Consider the following 23,611-nt stretch of genomic DNA (forward strand, 5'->3'; position numbering starts at 1 on the left):
GCTTCGGCTCAGGCCGAAAGACGCTTGCGGCCACGAGCCCGGCGGGCTGCGAGGACCTTCTGGCCACCCTTGGTGGACATGCGTGCACGGAAGCCGTGACGGCGCTTGCGAACAAGCTTGGATGGTTGGTAGGTACGCTTCATTTATTTAATACCGCGGTGTGCGGCCCTTCTTGGGTTTGCAATTTGCAAGAGCGTTTACGTTACCGGGCATGGCTCCGCTTTCGCGCGGCTTGACCGGACGTGCGCGGCTTATAAGGACAAATGTGCGGCAAAGTCAATTCCCGCGACTTTTTCCCTCCGCGCAAGGCCGAGACAGAAGGCGATATCGGTCAGGGAAACGCATCGTTCCGGCACATTTCATGAAATGCTGAGGCCTTTGTTAACCTCATGTATTTTAGAATTTACTGAAACGTGTATGCCGCATACCAATGCTCGTTAAGGGTGAGTGGCGGCGGCGAGGGGAGCAGGAAATGAGAATTCGCGGAAAGATCTACCTGATCGTCGGCATCATGGGCCTGCTGGCGATCGCCATCACCGGCATGTCGCTGATGATCGTATCCAGATACAACGACGAACTTGAGCAACTCCAGAACGCGTCCGAACGGAGCTTCAAGGGCGAGCGGCTCAATCGTCTGGTCACCGCCGTGGTGATGGAGTCGCGCGGCGTCTACGCCGCACCGACGATCGAGAAGGCAACCCCTTTCGCCGAAGGCATCATCAAGAACCTCGACAAGATCGACGCGCTGCTAAAGGATTGGCGCCCGCTGGTTCCGGCCGACAAGCTGCCGGCCTTCGATGCGGTCGCCAAGCGGGCCGGGGAATTCAAGACGTTCCGCACCGAAACCGCGCGGCTCGGCCGGGAGGTCTCGCCGCAGGCCGCCAACGAGCAGGGCAACAACGAGGCGAACCGCGCCAACCGCAAGGCTTTCCAGGCGGAGATCGACGTCGTCGTCGACGCCGACCGTGAGTCGCTTCAAGCCATCAACGATGAGATCGCCGCCTTCGAAGACGCCGTCGTTCTCGTCCTCCTCGGCATGGCCGGCCTCGGCATGGCTGCCGGCATAGGGGCGGCCTTCTATGTCGGCACCAATCATCTCAGCCGGCCGATCGTCGACCTGACCGGCCGGATGAAGCTGCTGGCCGGCGGCGACCTCTTGGTCGATGTGCCCTTTGCCGGGCGCAAGGACGAGATCGGCGACATGGCCGCGGCCGTCGAAGTCTTCAAGCAGAACGGGCTCGCCGTGCGCGAGTTGAATGCCCAGGAAGCGGCGCTGCGCGAAAAGAGCGCCGACCTCCAGTCGAGCATCGGCATCGTCGTTGCGGCCGCGGCCGCCGGCGACTTCGCCCAGCGCATCGGCAAGGATTACGACAACGACGATCTGAACCGCTTCGCCGCCAGCGTCAACGAGCTCGTCGGCAGCGTCGACAGCGGTATCGCCGAAACGCGTCGGGTGATCGCGAGCCTTGCCGCCGGCGATCTGACGCAGAGCATGGACGGCCGCTTCCAGGGCGCCTTCGCCGAACTGCAGAGGAATGTCAACGAGACGTTCTCGACGTTGCAGAAGACGATGCGCGAGGTGCGTTCGGCGACGGATTCGATCAACGGCAACGCGTCCGAGTTGCGCTCGGCAGCCGACGACCTGTCGAAGCGGACCGAGCAGCAGGCGGCCGCGCTGGAGGAGACCTCCGCCGCCCTCGACGAGATCACCGCGGCGGTGAAGAGTTCGACCGAGCGAGCGCATGAAGCAACGGTCATGGTCACAGAAGCGAAGGAAAATGCCGCCGAATCCGCGTCGGTCGTGCGCAACGCCATCGAGGCGATGGGGCGCATCGAGCAGGCCTCGAGCGAGATCGGCCAGATCACCAACGTCATCGACGAGATCGCCTTCCAGACAAACCTGCTGGCGCTGAACGCGGGCGTCGAAGCGGCCCGGGCAGGGGACGCCGGTAAGGGGTTTGCGGTCGTCGCGCAGGAAGTCCGCGAACTCGCCCAACGCGCCGCCAGCGCCGCCAAGGATATCAAGGCGCTCATCTCGAAATCCGGCAGCGAGGTGGCCACCGGCGTCAAGCTGGTGCAGGCGACCGGCGCCGCGCTCGGCGAGATCGAGACGCGGGTGCTGAAGATCAACGACCACATCCATTCGATCGCTACCGCCGCGCGCGAGCAGTCGACAGGGCTCGGCGAGGTGAGCACCGCCGTCAACCAGATGGACCAGGTGACGCAACGCAACGCCGCCATGGTCGAGGAGGCGAATGCGGCGACGCACAAGCTCTCCGCCGAAGCGAACGGTCTCGCGACGCTCATCACCTATTTCAAGGTCGAGCGCGAGCCGACGCGTGCAGCGACCGCGGCCAGGGAGACCAGCCGTCCCGTCGCTTCGCCGGCCCGCCGCATGATGGGAACCGTCGCCCGCGCCTTCGGCGGCGGCTCGGCCGCTGCCGCCCGCAGCGAATGGGAAGAATTCTAAGTCTCGGTTCGGCAGACTCGAGCAATCTCAAGGAGCCCGCGTCTCACGGCAAAGTGAGTTGTCACGGCCGCCCTTTCACGATGACGTTTGAGGGCGCGACCATTCTTTACTGGTCTGCAGCGCGAAGTCCTTTTAAGTCAGGAGCAAGTCTCGCCGAAAGCAAAGTTCATGAGCCAGGATGTCAGCAACAGGGCGGAAGAAGGAGCGGCCCTGAGAGCGTCGCCGGGCCGGAAGGACGGTGTTTTTGGAGGGAGCAGGTCGTCGCGCTGGCGGTTCCTGCCGCTTGCGCTGTTGTTTGCCGGCGGAGCGGCCGCCTACGCCCTCGGGCTGCACAACTATGTTTCGCTGTCGGCGCTCGTCCGTCATCAGGAGGCGCTGAGCCTCCATGTCGATGCCTATCCGCTTCGCTCCGGCCTCGCCTTCTTCGTCGTCTATGTCGCCGCGGTGGTCTTCTCGATCCCCGCGGCATCGGTGCTGACAATTGCCGCCGGGTTTCTGTTCGGCCCCTTCCTCGGAGGCGCGATCACTGTTCTTGCCGCTACCTTGGGCTCGACCCTCCTGTTCATCGCGGCGCGTGGCGTGCTCGCCGATCTCTTGCGCCGGCGTGCCGGACGCTTTCTGGAGCGCCTCGCGGAAGGATTTCGGCGCAACGCGTTCCTTTACCTGCTGGTGTTGCGGCTGGCGCCGATCTTTCCGTTCTTCATCGTCAATATCGCGCCGGCCTTCTTCGATGTGAAGCTACGGACCTTCGTCGCCGCCACTCTCATCGGCATCGTTCCGGCAACCTTTGCCTATGCGTGGCTGGGCTGCGAACTCGATGACGTAATTGCCCGCGCCGGCGAGAGCGGGAACGCGCTGTCGCTTTCGGATTTCGCCACGAGGGAGATTTCGCTCGCGCTTCTCGCGCTCGCCCTGTTTGCGGCATTGCCTCTGGCATACAGGCTAATAAAGTCACGTCGACAAGGCTGACGGTGGGAAGGCGCGCAGCGTGGGGAAGACACTCAATCCGGACATCTGCGTGATCGGCGGCGGCGCGGCCGGCCTGTCGCTCGCCGCCGGTGCAGCCGCCTTCGGCGTTCCAACCGTTCTGGTCGAACAGGGCAAGATGGGCGGCGACTGCCTGAACTATGGCTGTGTGCCATCGAAGGCACTGATCGCGGCGGCAAGGCGGGCGCAGGCAATGCGCCAGGCCAGTGAATTCGGCCTCGTGGCGGCGGAGCCGTTCATCGATGGCGAAAGGCTGCAGGCGCGCATCCGCTCGGTGATCGACGGCATCGCACCGCATGATTCCGTCGAGCGTTTCGCCGGCCTCGGCGTAAAGGTCATCCAGGAATCGGCCCGTTTCGTCGACGACCGAACGGTCGCCGCCGGCGATCATCTCATCCGCGCCCGGCGTTTCGTCATTGCCACGGGCTCCTCGCCCGCCATTCCGCCGATCGCGGGCCTGGCGGAGACGCCGTACCTGACGAATGAATCGCTGTTCGATGTCACTCCCCTGCCTCCCCATCTCGTCATCATCGGCGCCGGGCCTTTCGGCCTCGAGATGGCGCAGGCCCATTGCCGATTGGGAGCCCGCGTCACGATCGTCGAAAGCGCCGGCGCCCTGTCGAAGGAAGATCCGGAACTGAAAGCGATCGTGCTCGATGCCGTCCGCGCTGAAGGCACAGCGCTCCACGAGAGGACCGACATTCGCTCGGTCGAGCGCGATGGCGACGGGATGCGGCTGCATTGCGTGGGCGAAAACGCCGCATTCGATATCGACGGCAGCGATCTGTTGCTCGCCACGGGCCGTACCGCGAATCATGCGGCCCTGAACCTCGGCGCAGCCGGCATTCGTCACGATGCGCAGCGGATTTTCGTCGGCGCCGACCTGCGCACCAGCAACCGCCGCGTCTATGTAATCGGCGACGCGGCCGGCGGCCTGCAATTCACACATGCCGCGAACTACCACGCCCGGCTCGTCCTGCAGCAAATTCTCTTCCGACTGCCGACGCGCGAAATCCGGGACATCGTTCCCCGGGTCACCTTCACGGACCCGGAAATTGCCCAGGTCGGACCGACCGAGGAGGAGGCGCGCGCAAGCTTTGGCGCGATTGACGTGGTCCGTTGGGACCTGGCAGGAAACGACCGGTCCCGAACGGACGGCCTGGGCCGGGGGATGGTCAAGGTCGTGGTCGGCCGCGGCGGGCGCATTCTCGGTGCCGGGATTGCCGGTGCAGGTGCGGGTGAGATGATCAACCTTTGGGCCTTCGCCATTGCCAACCGGCTGACACTCAAGAATTTTCGCGGTTATGTCGCGCCCTATCCCACCCTTTCCGAGATTGGAAAACAGGCGGCGATCTCCTATTATTCGCCAATGGCGCAAAATCGCTTCGTCCGCTCCGCGATCCGAATGCTGCGGCGGTTCGGCTGACGGCAGGGAATAGTCACTGGTGATGGTAGAAGATGCACGTCCGGCCAAAGAGACCGCGCCGCCGCGAGCGGCCGTCGGGTTTCTGCGCGGGCTCTCCGGCAAGCTCCTGTTGCTGACGATCGCCTTCGTCATGCTGGCGGAGGTGCTGATCTTCGTGCCCTCCGTCGCCAACATGCGGATACGCTGGCTCGAGGACCGGCTGAACACCGTGGCCGCCGCCGCCGTCGTCGTCGACGGGCTGCAGAATATCGAGCTGCCGCGCGCCGTGCAGCGCGAGACCCTGATGGCCACCGGCACCAAGGCAATTGTCATCCGCCGCAAGGATGCCTCGCGCATGATCGCCACCGTCGACATGCCGCCGGCGATCGACGGCGAATATGACATCGCCAATTTCACGGCCCTCGGGGCGATCCGCGACGCGTTCGACACGCTGCTTTTCGGCGGCAGCCGCATCATGCGCGTCTATGGCCCGCTCGGCGAGAGCGATGCGACAATCGAACTGGTGATGAAGGATGCGAGCCTGCGCAAGGCGATGCTCGCCTATTCGCGCAACGTCTTTCTGCTGTCGATCGTCATTTCGCTGATCACCGCGGCGCTGATCTTCCTTGCCATCAACCGCATGCTGATCGTGCCGATCAAGCGCCTGACGGCGAGCATGCAGGAGTTTTCCGACGAGCCTTCGAGCCCGGAACGCGTCCTCGTGCCGCCCGACGGCGGCGATGAGCTGGCGGTCGCCGGTCAGCACCTCGCCAGCATGCAGCGCGAACTGCAGAAAACCCTGAAGCAGCAGAAGAGCCTCGCGGAGCTCGGCCTCGCTGTCTCGAAGATCAACCACGACATGCGCAACATCCTGTCCTCGGCGCAGCTCATCTCCGACCGGCTTGCCGATGTCGACGATCCGGTCGTCAAGCGCTTTGCGCCGACGCTGCTCAGGACCATCGACCGCGCCGTCGGCTACACCCAGGAGGTTCTCTCCTACGGGCGGACCGCCGAGGCCGAACCGCATCGCCGTTTCGTGGCGCTTCGCCCGCTTGTCGAGGATGTCGGCGAACTCCTGGCTGTCGACCGCCAGAGCGGCATCGAGTTCGACGTCCAGGTCCGTGATGACATCATGGTCGATGCGGACAGCGAGCAGCTTTTCCGCGTCGTCCACAATATCTGCCGCAACGCCGTCCAGGCACTGATGAACCACCAGCCGGAGGATGGCCGGCCGAGGATGGTCTCGGTCTCGGCCGTCCGGACCGGCAGCGTCGTGACGATCTCCATCGAGGATACCGGCCCGGGCATGCCGGCCAAGGCGCGCGAGAACCTCTTCGCCGCCTTCCGCGGCTCGGCACGCTCCGGCGGCACAGGGCTTGGCTTGGCGATCGCCCGCGAGCTGGTGCTCGCCCATGGCGGCACGATCGCCCTCGTCGAGAAGCCGACGCCCGGCACGCTGTTCCGCATCGAACTTCCGGACCGCCCGGTGCGGCTCGATGCTTTCCGCGCCAAGGGACGCTCCTGAAACTTCTCTTTCGACAGTTGCTACCGCAATCCCGGCTTGTCCACGGCTGTCGCAAAAATGAAGTTTTTTGCCGAAAGGCGCTTGCAATCCCCGAAAGGACGCTTTAGAGGATCGCCACGCAAGCGGTGGTCACCGCTTCAGCCACGCACCCGTAGCTCAGCTGGATAGAGCACCAGACTACGAATCTGGGGGTCAGGAGTTCGAATCTCTTCGGGTGCGCCATTTCTTCTCAAATGACACAATTTGACGCCAGCGCGTCGCCGCTTTGCGATCTCGACAACGCAGGCCTGCCCTTCAGCCGGGATGGCTGAACCGGGCTACCTGCGCATCCCTCGTCAGGTTGCGGAAGCTGCTGCCGCTCATATGCACAAGGGTTCGGTGGTCGCCGCCCTCGAAATAAATGTCGTTGGCTTTGTCGAGGCTCTCGTCGAGAATGACCGGTACGCCATAGGCCGATCCGATGGGCGGCACGGCGCCGATCTCGCAATCGTTAAAGAGCGTGCTGACTTCTTCCTCCGAGGCGAGGCCCAGACGCCGGTTCATGACATCCTGCAGCGTCGAGAGCTCGACCCGGTGCGTGGCCGGCACGACAGCGAGCACATAGCCCATCTCGTGGTGTACGACCACAGATTTGGCTAGCCTGTTGCCTGGCACATGGGCGGCCTCGGCGGTCTGGCTGGTCGTTGCGGTCCGGTGGTGAGGGACGGTGTCGTAGTCGATGCCCTCAGTCTCGATATAGTGCTGGAGTTTCCTTGCGATTGTCATCGTGGGCGTCCCTTCTGTTGAGCAGTGACGCAGGAAGATTTTATTCTGCTCTGATCGTCTGCGGAGTCAACGGCGAATGGACGCGGCAAAGTGGGCGCTACCGCATCCGACAGCCGTCACCACACCAACGGAACGAGCCGATAGCGCACCCGTTCCGCATAGGCGTCGTAGTCCGCAAGGCCAGCGCGCAGCGCCTTTTCCTCGATGCCGATGCGGATGGCGAGGAGAGCCGCGAGTCCCAATGCGGCAAGCAGACCCCACCAGGAACCGAGCAGCAGCGACGTCCCGGCGACGAAAAGCAGGCTGCCGCTATAGAGCGGATGGCGGACATAGCGATAGGGTCCGGTGGTGACCACCCGCTGTCCCCGCTCGCTCTGCACCTTGACAACCGGGGCCGCGAAGCTGTTTTCGCGCATGACCCGATAGCTGAAGCCGATTGAGACAACGACCAGCAGCGCCCCCGCCGCCTGCACCCAAGGCGGCACCGCCGACCATTCGAAGCGGGCTGCATCGAGCGCCATGAAGGCGAAGGCGCCGAACAGGAACAGGAGAAGCACGGAGATGAGCACCTTGTCGGCCTTCGGCTGGTCCTTCTGGATGGGTGCGGCCAGGCGCTCCTTGAGCAGGGCCGGATCATGCCAGGCAAGCAGCAACCCGGTGACGAGCGAAAGTGCCAGCATGAGGGCGAGGTAAATCCATGCCGCCGGCCAGTCGAAAGTTCCGGCCGATGCGAAGAGAACGGCTCCCATGATGCCGAACCAGACGACGGTTTGGGTGATCAACCTGGCGACCATCGGTGAACTCCCTTGCAACATCCATGCTGTCCCGCCGGTTCCCGAACTTAGCGGCGCAGTGGGGCACGTTTGCGGCAAGCGCGGTTTTCGGTGCGTTCACGCGGTTGTGCACTGAACCGGCCTCGAAACGGTTCGACGGGTTCCTACATGATTTTTCGTGGGCCAGCCGATGATGAGGCCGATTGTGAGAAAGGAGGGCCGTGAATGTATCGCTATATGATGAAGGAGCTGATGCTGATCATCGCCGGCCTGACCGCCTGTGCCCTTCTGATCCTTCTCCTCACGCAGATCCCGGCCGCACCGCTTTGATGTTGGCGGGCCTTCAGGTCCTTTGAAGAATTTCCGTCGTTCGAGGGTCTCGGGTGCCGTTGCAATAGCGATCGAGCGCTCTGGCGAAGGCGCCGACGGCCGGGTCGGCGGCCTCGAAGAGCGTCATCGACGAGCGGAACTTGAGATCGTCCGGCCGGCCGAAAATCTCGAGCGCGCTACGCCCCGCTACCGTGTTCACCGCCTCCGTGCATTCGACAAGCCGCCGGCCGAGCAGCGGGTGCTTGAGATAGGCCCGCGCCTCATCGATATCCGCTATCGCGTAGCGCTGCGCCATCGAGGAATGGCCGAGGCCCTGAAGCTGCGGGAAGATGAACCACATCCAGTGGCTGCGCTTGGCGCCGGCGCGAAGCTCCGCCAGCGCCGTTTCATAGACGCCTTGCTGCGCCGTAACGAAACGTTCGAGATCGAAGGCTTTGCTCATCATTGGCTTGTCTCATGCCGACCGTCAGGCAGGCTGCTGTCGCAGCCCTTACCATCGCTGATGAACATGAACCTTGATCAGCCGCTGGTAAAGTGCGGCGATCGCCTCCCTCGCCGCTCCGCCGATCGGCGGAAGGGCGCTCGCGGCCGCATTCGATTGGGCCTGGCCGGCATTGCGGGCGCCCGGGATGACGACGGAAACGGCTTCCTGCTCAAGGATCCAGCGGAGCGCGAACTGCGCCATCGGCACATCAGCCGGCACCAAAGCACGCAATTCCTCTACCGCCTCAAGCGCCGCCTCGAACGGCACGCCGGCAAAGGTCTCGCCGACGTCGAAGGCTTCGCCATGGCGGTTGAAGCTGCGGTGGTCGTCCGCGGCGAACGCCGTGTCCCTGCCGATCTTGCCCGAAAGCAGTCCGGAGGCGAGCGGCACGCGGATGATGATGCCGACATTCTTCTTTCTTGCCTCGGCAAAGAACAGATCGTGCGGTCGTTGGCGGAAGACGTTGTAGATGATCTGCACCGTGGCGACGCCCGGATATTCGATCGCCTTCAGCGCCTCCTCGACCCTTTCGACCGAAACACCGTAGTGGCGGATCTTGCCCTTGGCCTTGAGCTGGTCGAGTGCTCCAAAGAACTGCGGCCGGTAGTAGACGTCGGTCGGCGGGCAGTGGAGTTGCACGAGATCGAGCGCCTCGACACCGAGATTCTCGAGACTGCGGTCGATGAAGGCCTCGATATTGGCGCCCGTATAGCCGTCGGCGACATGCGGATTGAGCCGGCGACCGGCCTTGGTCGCGACGAAAGGCTTCTCGCCGCCGCGTTCCTTCAGCACCGCTGCGATGATCTTTTCCGAGCGCCCGTCGCCATAGACGTCGGCCGTGTCGATGAAGGTCACGCCACTATCGAGCGCCGCGTCCAGGGCGCGCTTGCCGTCCTCCTCACTGACATCGCCCCAGGAGCCGCCGATCTGCCAGGCGCCGAAGCCAATCTCCGAAATCGCCGCGCCCGTCCGTCCCAAAATTCTCGTCTTCATCTGCAGGTCTCCTCCATCATCCTGAAATCGCAGCGGGGCCATGCGTGCTTATCGATCATTTGTATGATGATTGTGAGACCTACAGCGCCGCGCGTCTTATCAGACGCGCAAAGGTCGCTGTAGCACTTTGAATTGCTGCATGTGTTTGTCCTTAAATCGAGGTCGATTTAAGGAGACATGTAGTAGGAAAAGGGCGTTCGATCCTCGATCGACAAAATAGCCCTGCCGCGGCTGAGATCGCTCACGAGCGCGCGTGTTGCGTCCGCCGCGTCCTTCGGCAGGCCGATCGCCAGCACCGCGCCGGTGTCGGTGAAGCTCTCGCTAGCGATTGTGACGCCGCGGGCGGCGAGCCGCGCCTTGATGAGGGCGAGGTCGGCAAAATCGCAGGCGATCGTCGCCCGCAGCGTCTCGACCAGTTCGATCTTTTCCGCCCCTCTGAGACAGAGCGCGGCGGTGCCGCCATAGGCGCGGACCAGACCACCGCTGCCGAGCAGGACACCGCCGAACCAGCGCGTGACGACGGCAGCGACCCGGTCGAGCGATTGTCCGTCGATCGCCGCGAGGATTGGCTTGCCAGCGGTGCCGCTCGGCTCGCCGTCATCATTGAAGCGATAGGTTTGGCCGATGCGCCAAGCCCAGCAATTGTGATTGGCGGTGGGGTCGGAATGGGCGACGAGAAAGGCCTTTGCAGATTGCTCGTCGTCGATCGGACCAGCGATCGCCAGGAAGCGGCTCTTCTTGATTTCCTGTGTCGAGGTCTCGATGCGCTGGAGGGTGAACATCATCCCGCTGTTTCCGGTTTGGGAGCGGTCATATCGGAATGAGGGCACTTCGTCATCTTCCGGATGCCCCTTCCCAACCCCTCCCCATGAGGGGGAGGGGCTTTGGCGCCCGCTGCGGCCGACTGCCATGCCGGAAAACTTCAGCCTGCTGCAATGACCAAACACGGGCCTAAAGGGTGCGGCAGCTCAAGCCCCTCCCCCTTGTGGGGAGGGGTTGGGGAGGGGCGATTCGCCGCTCAGCCGATCGCCATCAGGCTGGCATTGCCGCCGGCAGCGGCGGTGTTGATCGAGGCGGAAACCTCCTCGACCAGCCAGTTCAGGCAATAGGCGTCCGGATCGCGGCCGATTTCCTCGCTGGAGGCGGCCTGGACCAGCACGAGCGGACCTGGCAGCGCCGCAATTGCCTTGTTGACGTCGCGGATGCGTTCGGCGTCGCCCTCGACCAGAGCGCCGGCAAAGGGGCCGTCCGCGGCCCAGTCTTTCGACCAGGAGACGCGCAGCGCGACGCTGTGCGGCAGGTTCTTGAGCGAGTTCTGCAGACCGGACGCCGCGTCGATAACGACGCTGTTGCCGGTCGCGAGGGCCGCGGCGAGCTGGTGGTAAAGGCCGCTTTCGGTCGCCGGCGCAAGCAGGACGCGACCGCGCGGATGCAGCGCATAGAGATTGCGCTCGCCGACCGGGCCGGGGAGTTCCACATCCAGCCCAAGCGCCGAGTTGCTGCCGGCGTTGCGAGCCGCTTCCGATTCCTCCGTCGCGCCCTTGCCGTCGAGCCACTTGGCGAAATCGAGCAGCGTCGGATCGGTATGCACGGAGCTGTGCTGCGGCGGCACCGGCGCGGTCGTCACCAGCCGGCCGAGATAGAGCGGCCCGCCCGCCTTGGGGCCGGTGCCGGAAAGGCCGCGGCCGCCGAAGGGCTGCACGCCCACCACCGCGCCGATGATGTTGCGGTTGACATAGAGGTTGCCGGCTTTGATGCGGCTCGTCACATGGGCGATCGTCTCGTCGAGGCGGGTGTGCAGGCCGAAGGTCAGCCCATAGCCGGTGGCGTTGATGTCGTCGATCAGCCGGTCGAGCTTGTCACGGCGGTAACGGATGACGTGCAGCACCGGTCCGAACACCTCGCGCTGCAGATCGGAGAGTTTCTCCAGTTCGATGATCGTCGGCGGCACGAAGGTACCCTTCTGCGTCTCGGCGGCGAGGCCGATCTGCTCCACCTTGCGGCCGAGCCCATGCATCTGCTCGATGTGCCTGTCGATCGTCTCCTTCGCTTCCGCCGTGATGACCGGGCCGACATCGGCGGAAAAGCGATCGGTGCGGCCGATGCTCAATTCGTGCAGCGCTCCCCTCAGCATGTTGAGTGTCCGATCGGCGATATCCTCCTGCAGGCAGAGCACGCGCAACGCCGAGCAGCGCTGGCCGGCGCTGTCGAAGGCCGACGCGATGACGTCGCCGACGACCTGTTCGGCAAGTGCCGAGGAATCGACGATCATCGCGTTCTGGCCGCCGGTCTCGGCAATCAGCGGAATCGGCCGGCCGGCGGGCGAAAGCCGATCGGCGAGCTCCGCCTGGATGAGCCGCGCGACCTCGGTCGACCCGGTGAACATCACGCCCGCCGTCTCGGGCGCAGCGACCAGAGCGGCGCCGACGCGGCCGTCGCCCGGAAGGAACTGCAGCGCGCTTGCCGGCACGCCGGCCTCGTGCAGGATGCGCACGCCCTCGGCGGCGATCAGCGGCGTTTCCTCCGCCGGCTTGGCGAGCACCGGGTTGCCGGCGACGAGGGCAGCGGCAACCTGGCCGGTGAAGATTGCCAGCGGGAAGTTCCACGGGCTGATGCAGACGACGGGACCGAGCGCCCTATGGCCGGGGCCGAGGGTGCGGCGCGTCTGCTCGGCGTAATAGCGCAGGAAATCGATCGCCTCGCGCACCTCGGCAATGGCATTCAGCACCGATTTGCCCGCCTCACGCATGATCAGCCCGAGAAGCGTCGGCATGCGCGCCTGCATCAGGTCGGCGGCGCGCTCGAGGCAGGCGGCCCGCTCGGCCGGGGGAACGGCAGCCCAGTTCGAGGCCGCCTCGGCGGCAAGGCGAGCGGCCCGTCTTGCATCCTCCTCGGACGTCTCGGTGACCGAGCCGACGCGGTCGCGATGGTCGCCCGGATTGACGACCGGGCGCGTCTCGCCGCCGGCCGCACCGGTCGCGACTTGCGGCACCGCCGTCCAGGCGACTGCGGCGCTCGCCTTGAGCGTTTCGGTCAGGGCGGCGAGCGTCGCCTCGTTGGAAAGGTCGAGGCCGGCGGAATTGGGGCGCGCGGCGCCGAAGAGGTCGGCCGGCAGCGCGATTTTCTCGTGCTTCGCGCCGACCACCGGCATGGCGCGAACGATCTCCACGGGATCTGCGACGAGCTCGTCGACAGAGACCATCGGATCGGCAATGCGATGCACGAAGGACGAGTTGGCACCGTTCTCGAGCAGGCGGCGAACGAGATAGGCAAGCAGCGTTTCGTGCGTGCCGACCGGCGCATAGATGCGGCACGGCCGGCCGAGATTCTCCCGGCCCACGACTTCCTCATAGAGCGGCTCGCCCATGCCGTGCAGGCACTGGAACTCGTATCTGCCCACGTGAAAGTCCTTGCCGGCCATGTGGTAGATGGCGGCGAGCGTCTGGGCGTTGTGGGTGGCGAATTGCGGGAACACCAGCTCGGTCGCCGAAAGCAGTTTGCGGGCACAGGCAATGTAGGAGACGTCAGTGTGAATCTTGCGGGTGAAGACCGGAAAATCCTCGAGCCCGTCGAGTTGCGCCCGCTTGATCTCGGCATCCCAATAGGCGCCCTTGACGAGTCTCACCATGATGCGCCGGCCGGCGCGCCGCGCCAGGTCGATGATGAAGTCGAGCACGAAGGGGCAACGCTTGCCATAGGCCTGGACGACGAAGCCCATGCCGTTCCAGTCGGCGAGATCGGCATCGAGGCAGAGCTCTTCCAGAAGGTCGAGCGACAGTTCCAGCCGGTCGGCCTCTTCGGCATCGATATTGAAGCCGATATCGTATGTCTTGGCGAGGACAGCCAGCGCCTTTACCTTCGGCAGCAATTCGTCCATCACCCTTGAGGCCTGCGCCCGCGTATAGCGCGGATGGAGCGCGGAGAGCTTGATCGAGATGCCGGGGCCTTCATAGATGCCGCGTCCGGCCGATGCCTTGCCGATCGCGTGGATGGCGTTCTCATAGTCCTTGTAATAGCGCTTCGCGTCGGCGGCGGTCGTCGCCGCTTCGCCAAGCATGTCGTAGGAATAGCGGAAGCCCTTCTGCTCGAGCGCGCGGGAGCGGCGCAGCGCCTCATCGATCGTTTCGCCGGTGACGAATTGCTCGCCCATCATTCGCATCGCCATGTCGACGCCGCGTCGGATCACCGGCTCGCCGCAGCGGGAGATCAGCCGCGTCAGCGCTGCGGCAAGGCTACGGTCGTTCACCGTCGACGTGAGCTTGCCGGTGACGACCAGACCCCAGGTGGCGGCGTTGACGAAGAGTGACCGGCCGCCGCCGAGATGCGATTTCCAGTCGCCATCGGAGATCTTGTCGCGGATGAGCGCATCGCGAGTCGCCGTGTCGGGAATGCGTAGGAGCGCCTCGGCAAGGCACATCAGCGCCACGCCCTCCTGGCTTGAAAGGGAATATTCCTGCACCAGCCCCTCGACGCCCGAACCTTTGTGTTTGGCGCGCAGCGCCTCGACCAGCTTGCGGGCGGTCGCGGCGGCAGCGTCCCGCGTTCCCCGGGGGAGCGTCGCCGCTTCGACGAGCGGCGGCAGGCACTCCGTCTCAGGCCGCCGATAGGCGGCCGTGATCGCCTGGCGCAGCGTGCTCTGGGTCCGGATTGGCGGCGCGAAGTCGGCAAACGGCGCGGGGGCGGCGTCCGCCGTGATGGTTGGCTTTTGAAGTTGGGTCTGGCTCATCGAACGCGATCCTCCACATGGGGCAGCAAGGCGTCTGGCGCCCTGCAACTCGTGGCCAAAAATACGCCTTGTGGCGCCGAACCTCTATCCGGAAAATTCGCTCTCTTGCAGTACACATCTCTACAGCAGTGGCGAGCATAGTGAAACATACGGATCAGACGGAAATGATCCGGGTGTTTCACGTTATGCTGCGGTGCCGAAAAGCCGTTGGCGGGCCATCAGGCACTCGTCGTCTCCGGGCATGCACGTCCGGCAGACGATCGGCCTCACGTCATAGACCTTGCAGGCGACGGATTTGCCGAGCGTGCCCTCGAGCGCCGTGCAACGGTCGTTCTCGCAGCGCATGCCGCCAAGGTCGGCGGCGACGTGGTCCGCCGGTATTTGCTCCAGTTCCTCGTCCGTCTCCAGCGAGAAACGCGGCCATTCGGCCGAGTAGGCGCAACAGGCGCCGCAACTCTGGCAATCAAAATCGTGACTGGTAAACTCATGGCTGGCGGAAAGAGAGAGGGTCATGGCGCCAGCCTATCACGAAGCCGGTGGCGTCGAAAATGGCCAAGGGGGTCTCACGCCACCGCCGCGTCGCGTTTGGCGATCTCGTAGTCCTCGGTATGCACCAGCACGCCATCGGGGGTGACCACCGCGATGCCGTAGGCCGCCGGCTCGTCGACGGAAAGCGACGCATCGGCGATGTCGAATGGCATCGGCTGCTGGTGGACCGGACTTTTGAAGATCGAGAAGGGAATGCCGCGGCTGGAGCCGCTGATGGTGCGATGCACGTGTCCGGCAAAGATGTGGCGCACATTGCCGTGCCGTTTCACAAGCCCGTAGAATTGCTCTTCGTTGATCAGCCGGATCATGTCTATGCCTGCAAATCCGCTGGCATGCGGCGGGTGGTGCATGAAGATGAGGACCGGCCGGTCACCGGCGCTGCCGAGCTGCCGGTCGAGCCAGGCGAGGCGCCTATCGCACAGATGGCCGGCATGACTCATCGGATAGTCGTAGGGTGGCGCAAACAGCGTGTCGAGCAACACGGCCCGGCAATCGGGAAAATCGATCACCTGTTGCACGAAGCCGTTCTCGTCTCTTGCGGCCTCCCGGAACACCTCCAGGAAAACCTCGCGCCGGTCGTGATTGCCGAGCATGACGGCCGCGGGCGGGACCAGTTCGGAAAGCAGATCCTTCAACCGTTCGTAGGAGGCGCGGTCCGCATGGTGCGTGAGGTCGCCGGCAAAAATCACCCGGTCGGCATCGGCATGGTAGCGATTGACATGGGCGATGCCATTGGCGAGCCGCCGATAGGGGTCGATCCCGATGATCGTCGTGCCGTCGGGAACCATGTGGAGATCGGTGAAGATGATGAACTTTGTCATGAGGGTCGTCGCGATACGGCATCTCACGGCACGCTCCTCCGCTTGCTTTCGCCCGTCAAGCGGCATCTTTGGGCGGGTCGGTCAGGCACGCTTGCGGCTGGGCCGGCAGGCGGTCTCTTGCGGCCCGATGGCGAACGCGCTATGGGTTGGCGAGAGCTGATATATCACGCGATGCGATATCCGGAGAGACGGTCATGAGATGGAAGCGCACGATCCAGTTGCTGGACGTCCATTGCGAGGGTGAGATCGGCAAGGTGGCGATCGGCGGCGTGCCGAAAATCCCCGGCAATTCGATCGCCGAGCAGCTGAACCACATCAACACGGTGGATGACAGCCTGCGCCGCTTCCTCTGCCTCGAGCCGCGCTCCGGATCGATAGGCTCGGTCAACCTGCTGCTTCCGCCGAAGCGGCCGGAGGCCGATGCCGGTTTCATCATCCTGCAGGCCGATCAGGCCCATGCGATGTCCGGCTCCAATTCGATCTGCGTGACGACGGCACTGCTCGAATCCGGCATGGTCGAGATGAAGGAGCCGGAAACCGTGGTGATGCTCGATACGGCGGCTGGTCTCGTGAAGGCGACCGCCAGCTGCCGTGATGGCCGCTGCGAGCGGGTGAAGCTCACCATGGTTCCGTCCTTCGTCCAGGAGTTGGACGTCGAGGTGGATACGCCCGAATGGGGCCGCATCAAGCTCGATCTCTGCTTCGGCGGCGTGTTCTATGCGCTGGTCGACATCCGCCAGATCGGCACGACGATCGAAAAGGCGAATGCGCGCCGGATCGTCGAGGCGGGCATGGCGCTGAAGGACATCGTCAATCGCAAGCTTCCGGTGGTGCACCCGGAAATTCCCGAGATCAGCGGCGTTGCCTATGTGATGTTCCGCGATACCGAGGCCGATGGGGCCGTCAGGACCTGCACCACCATGTGGCCGGGCCGCGTCGACCGTTCGCCCTGCGGCACGGGCAGCTCGGCCAATCTTGCGACGCTCCATGCGCGCGGCAGGGTCAAGCCTGGCGACGTCTTGAAATCCCGCTCGATCATCGGCTCGGAATTCGAAGTCGGCCTCGAAGCCGAGACGACGGTCGCCGGGCGGAGGGCGATCATTCCGACCATATCCGGCCGCGGCTGGACCTTCGGCCTGCATCAGCTGGCGCTCGATCCGTTCGATCCGCTCGCCGACGGTTTTGCGCTGACCGATACTTGGGGGCCGCAGGCGGGCGAGATCCGTTAACGCGCGGTACGCCAGTTGCGGCTATGGCGCGCGGACACCCTCCTCACCGGAACTAGTTAGTCTTCGCCCGTTCGAACCACTGCTCCGCAAGGGTTCCGTCGACCCTCGTACCGACGCCATCCCGATAGGCAGCGGCGAGATGTTGGGCAGCGACTGCATTGCCCGCGGCGGCGGCGCGCTGGTAGAGGTTGAAGGCCGCTTTCGGCTCGCCGCGCTCCACGAGCCGGGTGCCGTACATGGCCATCGCCAGCGCATGGCCGTTTTGTGCCGCCTCGCCCAGTATACTGAGCGACTTCAGCCTTTCGCCGGCCCGGTCAAGCACGCGGGCAAGCTGAAACTGCGTCCGGGCGCCGCCACTCTGGTTATAGGCTTCGCGGCAGGCCGACAGCGCGACACCGATGCGGATATCTTGCGTTGCGACCGCCGGAAAGGCCCTGTTGCGCTCGAGGTCGAGCTCGCTGCCGGCTTCCCGGTCGCACTGCTCGGCGGGGGTGAGCTCGGCGGCGCGAGCCGTAGGAGCCGCCGTGAAAGACAGAACCATCGCAGTTGCAAGCGAAAGGACAGTCGCGACGCGAATGGTCGGTTTGATCCGGGTATCCATGACACTCTCCCTTGTCCGGCCACTATCCTAGAACTGGCGTGAGGCGGTGCCTGTTCCGAGAGAAACAGCCAGAAGCGTCGGCGGCATGAACTTGGGGAGGTCGTCGAGGGCGCCTTGCATCCTCGATGCGTCAGTCTATCCTCGATCGAAGGCTCGAACAGGGAGCGCTGCAAATGCAGCGGGGAGATACCGATGCCTGAGCTACGGATAAGAAGAAGGGTCGTGCTCGGCGGTCTGCTCGCGGCGGCGATCGGCGACCGAACGGCCGTGGCCGCAAGCGGTGCAGTCGTCGGCAAGGCGCAGACGATCCGCGGCAATGTTCGCCGCCGGCAGGGTGAGGCGGATGAGCGGCTTGCCGCAGGCGGCGCCGTTCATGACCGGGACTATGTCACCACCAGCACCAACAGCTTTGCCGATCTCGCACTGAGCGAAACGCGCATCCTATTAGGACCCCAGACGGAGCTCTTGATCGACAGCTTCATTGCCGGCGAAGGCGGCACGCTCGAGCTCGGCCTCGGCCGCATGATCTTCGACCGGCCTGAGGGACTGCCGAAGGTCGACGTCGCCGTTCGCACCGCCTTCGGGATGATCGGCGTTCGCGGCACGAAGTTCTTCTGCGGACCCAGCCGGGCGGCGGCCTTCGCCGTCTTCGTCGAGCACGGTGCCGTCAATGTCGAAGGCGGCGGCATTGCGCGGACGCTGACGGCCGGCGAGGGCGTGGATTTCGACCGGCCGGGAGCAGCGCCAGGCGAGGTGACGCGATGGGGGCAGGCGCGCATCCGCGAGGCCTATGCAAGCGTGGGTTTGAGGTAGCGGCTACGGGCCTTCGGTGTCCACGACGGTGAACAATTCCATCGATCCGAAGCTGCGGATCTCATGCCTGCCGAGAGGGCGAAGCGCAGTCTTGCACTCGGCGGCGGCTGCCGGGCCGATGCAGATCGCCGTCCCGAGGAACTTGTTCGCCTCCTGGAGACGCGCGGCGAGGCTCACCGCGTCGCCGTGGGCGGTATAATCGAGCTTGCCGCCGGCACCGACCTCTCCAAGCACCGCCGGTCCGGTCTCGATGCCGATCCGGGTCCTGCCGAAATCATGCTTGGCAAATAGCGGCCGCTGCCGCATTTCTTCCGTCAAGGCGTGAACGGCCATCGCGCATTGGATCGCCTTGTCGACATGGTCGGCGAGATCTTCCGGCGCGTTGAAAAGCGAATGGACCGCATCGCCAACCACCTTGTCGACCATGCCGCCATGGCGGGCAACGAGCGCGTTCACCTCCGCGAAATAAATGTCGAGCAAGGCCACCAGTTCGCGGGGCCTGAGCTTTTGGGACAGAGTCGAGAAGCCTTCGATATCGGTGAATAGGGCGGTCACCGGCCGCTCTTCGCCCGTCGCGCGGCCGCGGTCCGGATCGTCTATGTAGCGTGCCACCACCGACTGCGGCAGATATTGCGAGAATTTCTGCCGGGCGATCGCCTCGGCACGGCGCACCCGGGCGAGCTGCAGCGCGCTCGTGACGATGAGGATTGCCACCAGCGCGAACGAGATGCCAACGGCGTCGAAGAGCCAGCCGGTCGTGCGATAGATCGCGCCGGCGAAGGCACTGACGAAGAGCACGGCCGCGGCGCCGAGCGTCAGGGTCATCAAGGGACGGAGTTTGGTTGCGCCATAGGCGGCAACGGCACCGCCGGCGACACTGAACAGTGCTTCAATCAGCGGCAAGTCGCCACCGCGATACGGCACGAAGCCCGTCACCACCGCATTGGCAATGTCGGCATGAATCTGCACGGAGGGCTGAAGCGGCATCGAGGCGGTCGGCCTCAGCCCGCCGAGGCTCGGCATGCTGCTGCCGAGGAAGACGAGCTTGCCGGCGATCCGGGCAGTGTCGATCCTGCCTGCGATGACGTCGCCCGCCGAAACCGTCCGGGCGGCGATTTCCGCCTGCGAACTCGCCACGAAACGAAGGTTGCCGTCCGCGTCGAGGGGAATGATGGCATGGTCGAGCCTCAGCCAGGCGGGTTCACCGCCGAGTACCGGGGTGCTGCTTGCCGCGCCGCGCCGGCCGGCTTCGATGCCGAGCGCTGGAAAGGCTTCGTTGTCGACAATGGCGTAAGCCTGCGCGCGCCGGACGCGGGCATCCTTGTCGCCAACCAGGAATGCCGCCGTCGCCGCTTTCGACCGGTCCATGAAAATCGGGCAGGCGGTCTCTGCGCCCGGTATGAACCATTGTTCGGGGACTGCGATCTGGCGCCGCAAGGCGAGCGGTGGAACAGGGCGCGGGTGCTCGGCGGTGCGGTTGGCAGCCAGAAAGCCGAGGACGATCGGCGCTTCGCCAATCGCCGACGCGAGCGCGGCGTTGGCCGGCAAGGCCGGATCGCAGTCGGAGCTGAAGACGAAGTCGACGGCGATCGCCCTGGCGCCGGCGGCTGACAGCCGCGATATCAGTTCGGCCGTCGCCCCCCTGTCCCAGCTCTCCGACCGCGCCTCGAACGCCGCCCGATCGATGTCGACCACGGTGATATCCGCCGACCGCGGCGAGGGGACCCATTGGGTGAGATTGTCGAAGAAGAGTTCACGCGGCGTGCGGAACGCTGCTTCGGCATAGAGGTAGAGAACAAGCGCCGCAGCCAGACTCGCAACGACCCCGCCGGCAAACGGGTTGAAGCGGCGATGCGGCCATGGCATCAGGCTCAAACGGCCTAGTCCTCCGGTGGATCGGCTATCATCAGCAGGCGTCCCACATTACACGAGACGATGCCGTCCGTCCGCTTGAGAGCGCCGTTCTCCTCGAGCGAGAGAATGGCACGGTTCACTTTCGGCCGGCTGGCGCCGAGAATGGCGGCGATGTCGGTCTGGCTCAGCGTCAGACGCAGATTGGCGCTCTCCGGCAGTTCGTTGCCGTGGATCTGCCGGAGCGTCGCCAGGAAGAAGCGCGCGACGCGGGCGTGGAGGTCGTAGAGCGCGATTGTCTCCAGCCGGTCGGTGGTATCGCGCAGCTGCGCGCAGAGGAAGCGGATGACCGCCTCGGCGATCCTCGGCTTCTGGGTGATGAGATCGAGAAAGGCTTTCTTGCCGATCACATAGCCTTCGGCGGCGGTGACCGCGGTCGCATCGGCCGAGCGCGGCTGATCGTCGAGCACCGCCATTTCGCCGAACAGCGCGCCCGCCTCGTGCTGGCGCAGCATCAGCTCGCGGCCCTGAGGCGTGAACAGCGAAAGCTTGATGCGCCCGGAAACCACGACGATCATGTAGTTGCCTTCGTCGCCTCGCTGGAAGATGACCGTGCCCGCGGGCCATTTGCGATAGCTGGCGATGTCGGCGAGTTCGCACAGCGTTTCCTTGTCGAACTCTTCGAAAATCGGAAAGGACCGCCAGAAGGCGGGGCTCCGGTTGATTTCTGTCATGCGGCTTCCCCTGCGTGCCCAACGCATCGGGGATTCTTCACAGAGTTACGGCCGTTGCAACAGAAAAGCGTCCGGTAGGCATGGTATTGCCGGAAGTATTGACAACGTCCCGCGATCGTCTCGAAATTGTGAACGATGTGTTTCCGCCAAGGCGGCTGGTCGATTCGGAAAATGCTGATATTCCTGCTGCAAATCAGTTTCCAACAGGAGCTCCGCGCATGCCTCAGAATGTCATCGTCCTCGTCGGGCGGGTTCTTCTCTCGATCATGTTCCTCGTCTCCGGCTTCGGCAAGCTCGCCGATCCGGCGGGAACCGCCGGCATGATCACCAATGCCGGATGGCCGGCGGCAACGGCGCTCGCCTATCTCGCCGGGCTTTTCGAAACGGTCGCAGGCCTTGCCGTTCTGGTGGGCTTCCAGACGCGCATCGCTTCCTATCTGCTCGCCGCCTTCTGCCTCGTGACGGCTTTCGTCTTCCACAGCGGCCCGATCAACGTTCCGGATTTCCCTGAAGCGGCAAACGGGCTTCTCTCCATGTTCAACCAGATCATGATGATGAAGAACATCACCATTGCCGGCGCCTTCCTGGTGCTTGCCGGCTTCGGCCCGGGCGCGCTCTCGGTTGACGCCCGCGTTGGCAAGGCGGTCGCCGCTTAACGGCCTCCGCTTCCTTGCTGGAAAGAAGAACCCGCCGGCTGCGTCGGCGGGTTCTTTGCACTATCGCGCGGGATAGATCACGCCCTTGCGCAGAATGACATTGCCGTAGAGGCGCGGTTCGCTGGTCTGTACGACCGTGTGGGCGGCCTTGACGCGCGGGTAGAATTCCGCGCCGAGAAGCGGAACGACCGGCTGCGACGGCTCGTGCTTGCGGCAGCATTCGACGATATCGCGGTGCACCGGGTCGAGCGCGTCCTTGTTCTGCTTGACCGTGGCGCGGAAGATCGCCTCCGGCACGAAATCGTCGATCGGCAGCACGCTGAGGATGGCATCGAGGATTGGGATCAGATGGTGGCCGTCGAGCCGCACCAGCCGGCGGGCATGCTCCTGGCCCGGATAGTTCCCGTCGACGAGCGCGATCTCGTCGCCATGCCCCATCGACCTGAGCGCGGCAAGCAGTTCCGGGCTGAGGATGGGGTCTATTCCCTTTAGCATCTAGGTAAGCTCCTTGAAGAGGACGTTGGTATCGAGCAGATAGCGGGAAAAGAGCGGCAGGCTCGCTCCGCCGATCGCCCGGGCATGGCTCCCGACCGCGCCCTCGACGAGGTCCGGAACCGTGACGCCCTGGAGGTCGAGCGCCTGCAGCGCCTTGCGCGTCGCGGCTAGCAGGCGGGCGCGCACCCAGGGCGGAAAGCCGCCGTCGATCACGGCGGCGGAAAAATCGACAATGGAAACCGCCGAGACGATGGCCTGGGCCAGTGCTGCCGCCGCATCCTCGATCCAGATTTCCAGCGGCTCGCCGAAATCGATCCAGTCGTCGGCGGAATACCAGAGCGGCTTCGGATCCATGCCGCGTTCGCGCAACAGCTTCTCGAGCACGAAGACCGAGGCGATCTTCAGCAATTGCGTCGTTCTGCCGTCCTTGGCCGAGACAGGCAGCGGACCGACGGCGCCGGCTGTGCCGGTGCGGCCGGAGAACAGCGCGGAATTGATGACGACGCCGCCGCCGATGAACGAGCCGATGTAGAAATAGACGAAGTCCGGATAATTGGCGCCGACGCCGAAGGCGAGTTCCGCCCCGCAGGCGCTGGTGCCGTCATTCTGCAGAAAAACCGGGTGCGGCGTCCGCGCAGCGACCGCCGCCTGCAGGTCGAAATCGCGCCACCTGTCCATCTCGTGGTGGGGCGCCCCCACTTCCTCGGCCCAGTTCCACAGTTCGAAGGGCGTCGCGATACCGACGCCGGCGATGCGCTTGCGGTCTGCGGGGCCGAGCTGCCTTTCGAGCTTTGAGATGCCCTCGACGATGAAAGTGACGAGGTCGTCGGGCAGCGGATAGGTGTGGATCTGGTGCAGGTGCAGGCGGATGGTGCCAAGGAAATCCATCAGCACCAGGTCGGCGCTGCGGCGGCCGATCTTGACCCCGAAGGAATAGACCGCATCCGGATTGAGCCGCATCGGGATCGAGGGCTGCCCGACGCGCCCGCGTATCGGCGCGCCGCGCATCAGCATCCCGTCGGCTTCAAGTGCCCGCATGATGACCGAGACCGTTTGGGCGGAAAGGCCGGACCGGCGGGCGATCTCCGCCTTGGACAGGCTGCCGTGGCGACGCACCAGCGACATCACCAGCCGTTCGTTATAGGCGCGCACGCGCGTCTGGTTCGCCCCTCCGCTCGGGTCGATCACATCCGGCTGTGCGGTTCCCCGGCTGGGGTCCCCTATCAATGACATGCCACCGTCTCCTCCCGTTGGCACCTTTTCGCGCAGAATGTCTCGTTCAATCCGCTCGCTCATGTGGCCGCCGGCCCGCCCCACAGGACCGGCTGCTCCGCGCAGAATGCCACATCGAGATAATAATTCAATTTGATTTATTTATTGACACCCCGAAAAATTGGTGTTTGA

At 64.6% G+C, this 23,611-nt stretch carries 21 protein-coding genes and 1 tRNA gene; 8 read left to right on the forward strand and 14 right to left on the reverse strand.

The annotated features are described in order from the left end of the window. Positions 1-8 precede the first annotated feature (8 nt). Entirely contained in the window at positions 9-143 is a 135-nt protein-coding gene (rpmH, locus tag ATC00_RS30850; protein WP_012706673.1) for a 50S ribosomal protein L34, read from the reverse strand. A gap of 329 nt (positions 144-472) precedes the next feature. On the opposite strand from rpmH, the gene ATC00_RS08900 reads away from it, so the two are divergent. From ATC00_RS08900 to ATC00_RS08920, 5 genes are all read left to right on the forward strand, one after another. Then, the gene (locus tag ATC00_RS08900; RefSeq protein WP_037378239.1) at positions 473-2,470 is read left to right on the forward strand and encodes a methyl-accepting chemotaxis protein; all 1,998 of its coding nucleotides are present in this window, start codon (positions 473-475) and stop codon (positions 2,468-2,470) included. A gap of 168 nt (positions 2,471-2,638) precedes the next feature. Beyond that, on the forward strand, positions 2,639-3,439 hold the full coding sequence (locus ATC00_RS08905) for a TVP38/TMEM64 family protein (protein ID WP_064252561.1): 801 nt from the start codon (positions 2,639-2,641) through the stop codon (positions 3,437-3,439). A gap of 19 nt (positions 3,440-3,458) precedes the next feature. After that, complete coding sequence (locus ATC00_RS08910) at positions 3,459-4,883, forward strand: dihydrolipoyl dehydrogenase family protein (RefSeq protein ID WP_064252562.1); 1,425 nt, start codon at positions 3,459-3,461, stop codon at positions 4,881-4,883. Positions 4,884-4,905: 22 nt separating this feature from the next. Then, a complete protein-coding gene (locus tag ATC00_RS08915) occupies positions 4,906-6,387 on the forward strand; it encodes a sensor histidine kinase (protein WP_037378244.1) in 1,482 nt (493 codons plus the stop codon). 145 nt (positions 6,388-6,532) lie between these two features. Beyond that, positions 6,533-6,609: transfer RNA gene (locus tag ATC00_RS08920), tRNA-Arg, on the forward strand. A 72-nt stretch (positions 6,610-6,681) separates the two neighbouring features. Here ATC00_RS08920 and ATC00_RS08925 read toward each other — a convergent pair. The 8 genes from ATC00_RS08925 to spdA all read right to left on the reverse strand — a co-directional run bounded on the left by ATC00_RS08925 (position 6,682) and on the right by spdA (position 15,828). Then, positions 6,682-7,152: an aminoacyl-tRNA deacylase gene (locus tag ATC00_RS08925; RefSeq protein WP_064252563.1), complete on the reverse strand. Its 471-nt coding sequence runs from the start codon at positions 7,150-7,152 to the stop codon at positions 6,682-6,684. 116 nt (positions 7,153-7,268) lie between these two features. Then, positions 7,269-7,946, reverse strand: a complete 678-nt coding sequence (locus ATC00_RS08930) for a methyltransferase family protein (protein ID WP_037378250.1) — start codon at positions 7,944-7,946, stop codon at positions 7,269-7,271. 322 nt (positions 7,947-8,268) lie between these two features. Next, positions 8,269-8,700 (reverse strand): DUF1810 domain-containing protein, encoded by a 432-nt coding sequence (locus ATC00_RS08935; protein WP_037378256.1) that lies wholly within the window; start codon positions 8,698-8,700, stop codon positions 8,269-8,271. Positions 8,701-8,745: 45 nt separating this feature from the next. After that, entirely contained in the window at positions 8,746-9,732 is a 987-nt protein-coding gene (locus tag ATC00_RS08940) for an aldo/keto reductase (RefSeq protein ID WP_064252564.1), read from the reverse strand. A 167-nt stretch (positions 9,733-9,899) separates the two neighbouring features. After that, positions 9,900-10,514: an IMPACT family protein gene (locus ATC00_RS08945; RefSeq protein ID WP_064252648.1), complete on the reverse strand. Its 615-nt coding sequence runs from the start codon at positions 10,512-10,514 to the stop codon at positions 9,900-9,902. A 236-nt stretch (positions 10,515-10,750) separates the two neighbouring features. Further along, positions 10,751-14,458: a trifunctional transcriptional regulator/proline dehydrogenase/L-glutamate gamma-semialdehyde dehydrogenase gene (gene putA / locus ATC00_RS08950; RefSeq protein ID WP_064252565.1), complete on the reverse strand. Its 3,708-nt coding sequence runs from the start codon at positions 14,456-14,458 to the stop codon at positions 10,751-10,753. A 183-nt stretch (positions 14,459-14,641) separates the two neighbouring features. Next, positions 14,642-14,971, reverse strand: a complete 330-nt coding sequence (locus tag ATC00_RS08955) for a YkgJ family cysteine cluster protein (protein ID WP_064252566.1) — start codon at positions 14,969-14,971, stop codon at positions 14,642-14,644. A 50-nt stretch (positions 14,972-15,021) separates the two neighbouring features. Next, positions 15,022-15,828, reverse strand: coding sequence for a 2', 3'cyclic nucleotide phosphodiesterase SpdA (gene spdA, locus ATC00_RS08960; protein WP_037378263.1), 807 nt, complete (start codon positions 15,826-15,828; stop codon positions 15,022-15,024). Between the two features lie 194 nt (positions 15,829-16,022). On the opposite strand from spdA, the gene ATC00_RS08965 reads away from it, so the two are divergent. Next, the gene (locus tag ATC00_RS08965) at positions 16,023-17,057 is read left to right on the forward strand and encodes a proline racemase family protein (protein WP_037378799.1); all 1,035 of its coding nucleotides are present in this window, start codon (positions 16,023-16,025) and stop codon (positions 17,055-17,057) included. Between the two features lie 52 nt (positions 17,058-17,109). Here ATC00_RS08965 and ATC00_RS08970 read toward each other — a convergent pair whose 3' ends face one another. Next, the gene (locus ATC00_RS08970; protein ID WP_234782271.1) at positions 17,110-17,598 is read right to left on the reverse strand and encodes a sel1 repeat family protein; all 489 of its coding nucleotides are present in this window, start codon (positions 17,596-17,598) and stop codon (positions 17,110-17,112) included. Positions 17,599-17,850: 252 nt separating this feature from the next. On the opposite strand from ATC00_RS08970, the gene ATC00_RS08975 reads away from it, so the two are divergent. Then, a complete protein-coding gene (locus ATC00_RS08975; RefSeq protein WP_064252568.1) occupies positions 17,851-18,471 on the forward strand; it encodes a FecR domain-containing protein in 621 nt (206 codons plus the stop codon). A gap of 3 nt (positions 18,472-18,474) precedes the next feature. On the opposite strand, the gene ATC00_RS08980 is transcribed toward ATC00_RS08975, so the two are convergent. Beyond that, positions 18,475-20,337: a CHASE2 domain-containing protein gene (locus tag ATC00_RS08980; protein WP_064252569.1), complete on the reverse strand. Its 1,863-nt coding sequence runs from the start codon at positions 20,335-20,337 to the stop codon at positions 18,475-18,477. 14 nt (positions 20,338-20,351) lie between these two features. Beyond that, the gene (locus tag ATC00_RS08985; protein WP_064252570.1) at positions 20,352-21,056 is read right to left on the reverse strand and encodes a Crp/Fnr family transcriptional regulator; all 705 of its coding nucleotides are present in this window, start codon (positions 21,054-21,056) and stop codon (positions 20,352-20,354) included. A 218-nt stretch (positions 21,057-21,274) separates the two neighbouring features. Between ATC00_RS08985 and ATC00_RS08990 the strand changes: the two genes are divergently transcribed. Continuing rightward, positions 21,275-21,712: a DoxX family protein gene (locus ATC00_RS08990; protein ID WP_064252571.1), complete on the forward strand. Its 438-nt coding sequence runs from the start codon at positions 21,275-21,277 to the stop codon at positions 21,710-21,712. Positions 21,713-21,772: 60 nt separating this feature from the next. On the opposite strand, the gene ATC00_RS08995 is transcribed toward ATC00_RS08990, so the two are convergent. Both ATC00_RS08995 and ATC00_RS09000 read right to left on the reverse strand, forming a co-directional pair. Then, on the reverse strand, positions 21,773-22,207 hold the full coding sequence (locus tag ATC00_RS08995) for an RbsD/FucU family protein (RefSeq protein WP_064252572.1): 435 nt from the start codon (positions 22,205-22,207) through the stop codon (positions 21,773-21,775). Continuing rightward, positions 22,208-23,440, reverse strand: coding sequence for an ROK family transcriptional regulator (locus ATC00_RS09000; protein WP_064252573.1), 1,233 nt, complete (start codon positions 23,438-23,440; stop codon positions 22,208-22,210). Between the last annotated feature and the right edge of the window lie 171 nt (positions 23,441-23,611).

The sequence above is a fragment of the Sinorhizobium americanum genome (assembly GCF_001651855.1).
In the GTDB taxonomy this organism is placed as follows: Bacteria; Pseudomonadota; Alphaproteobacteria; order Rhizobiales; family Rhizobiaceae; genus Sinorhizobium; species Sinorhizobium americanum.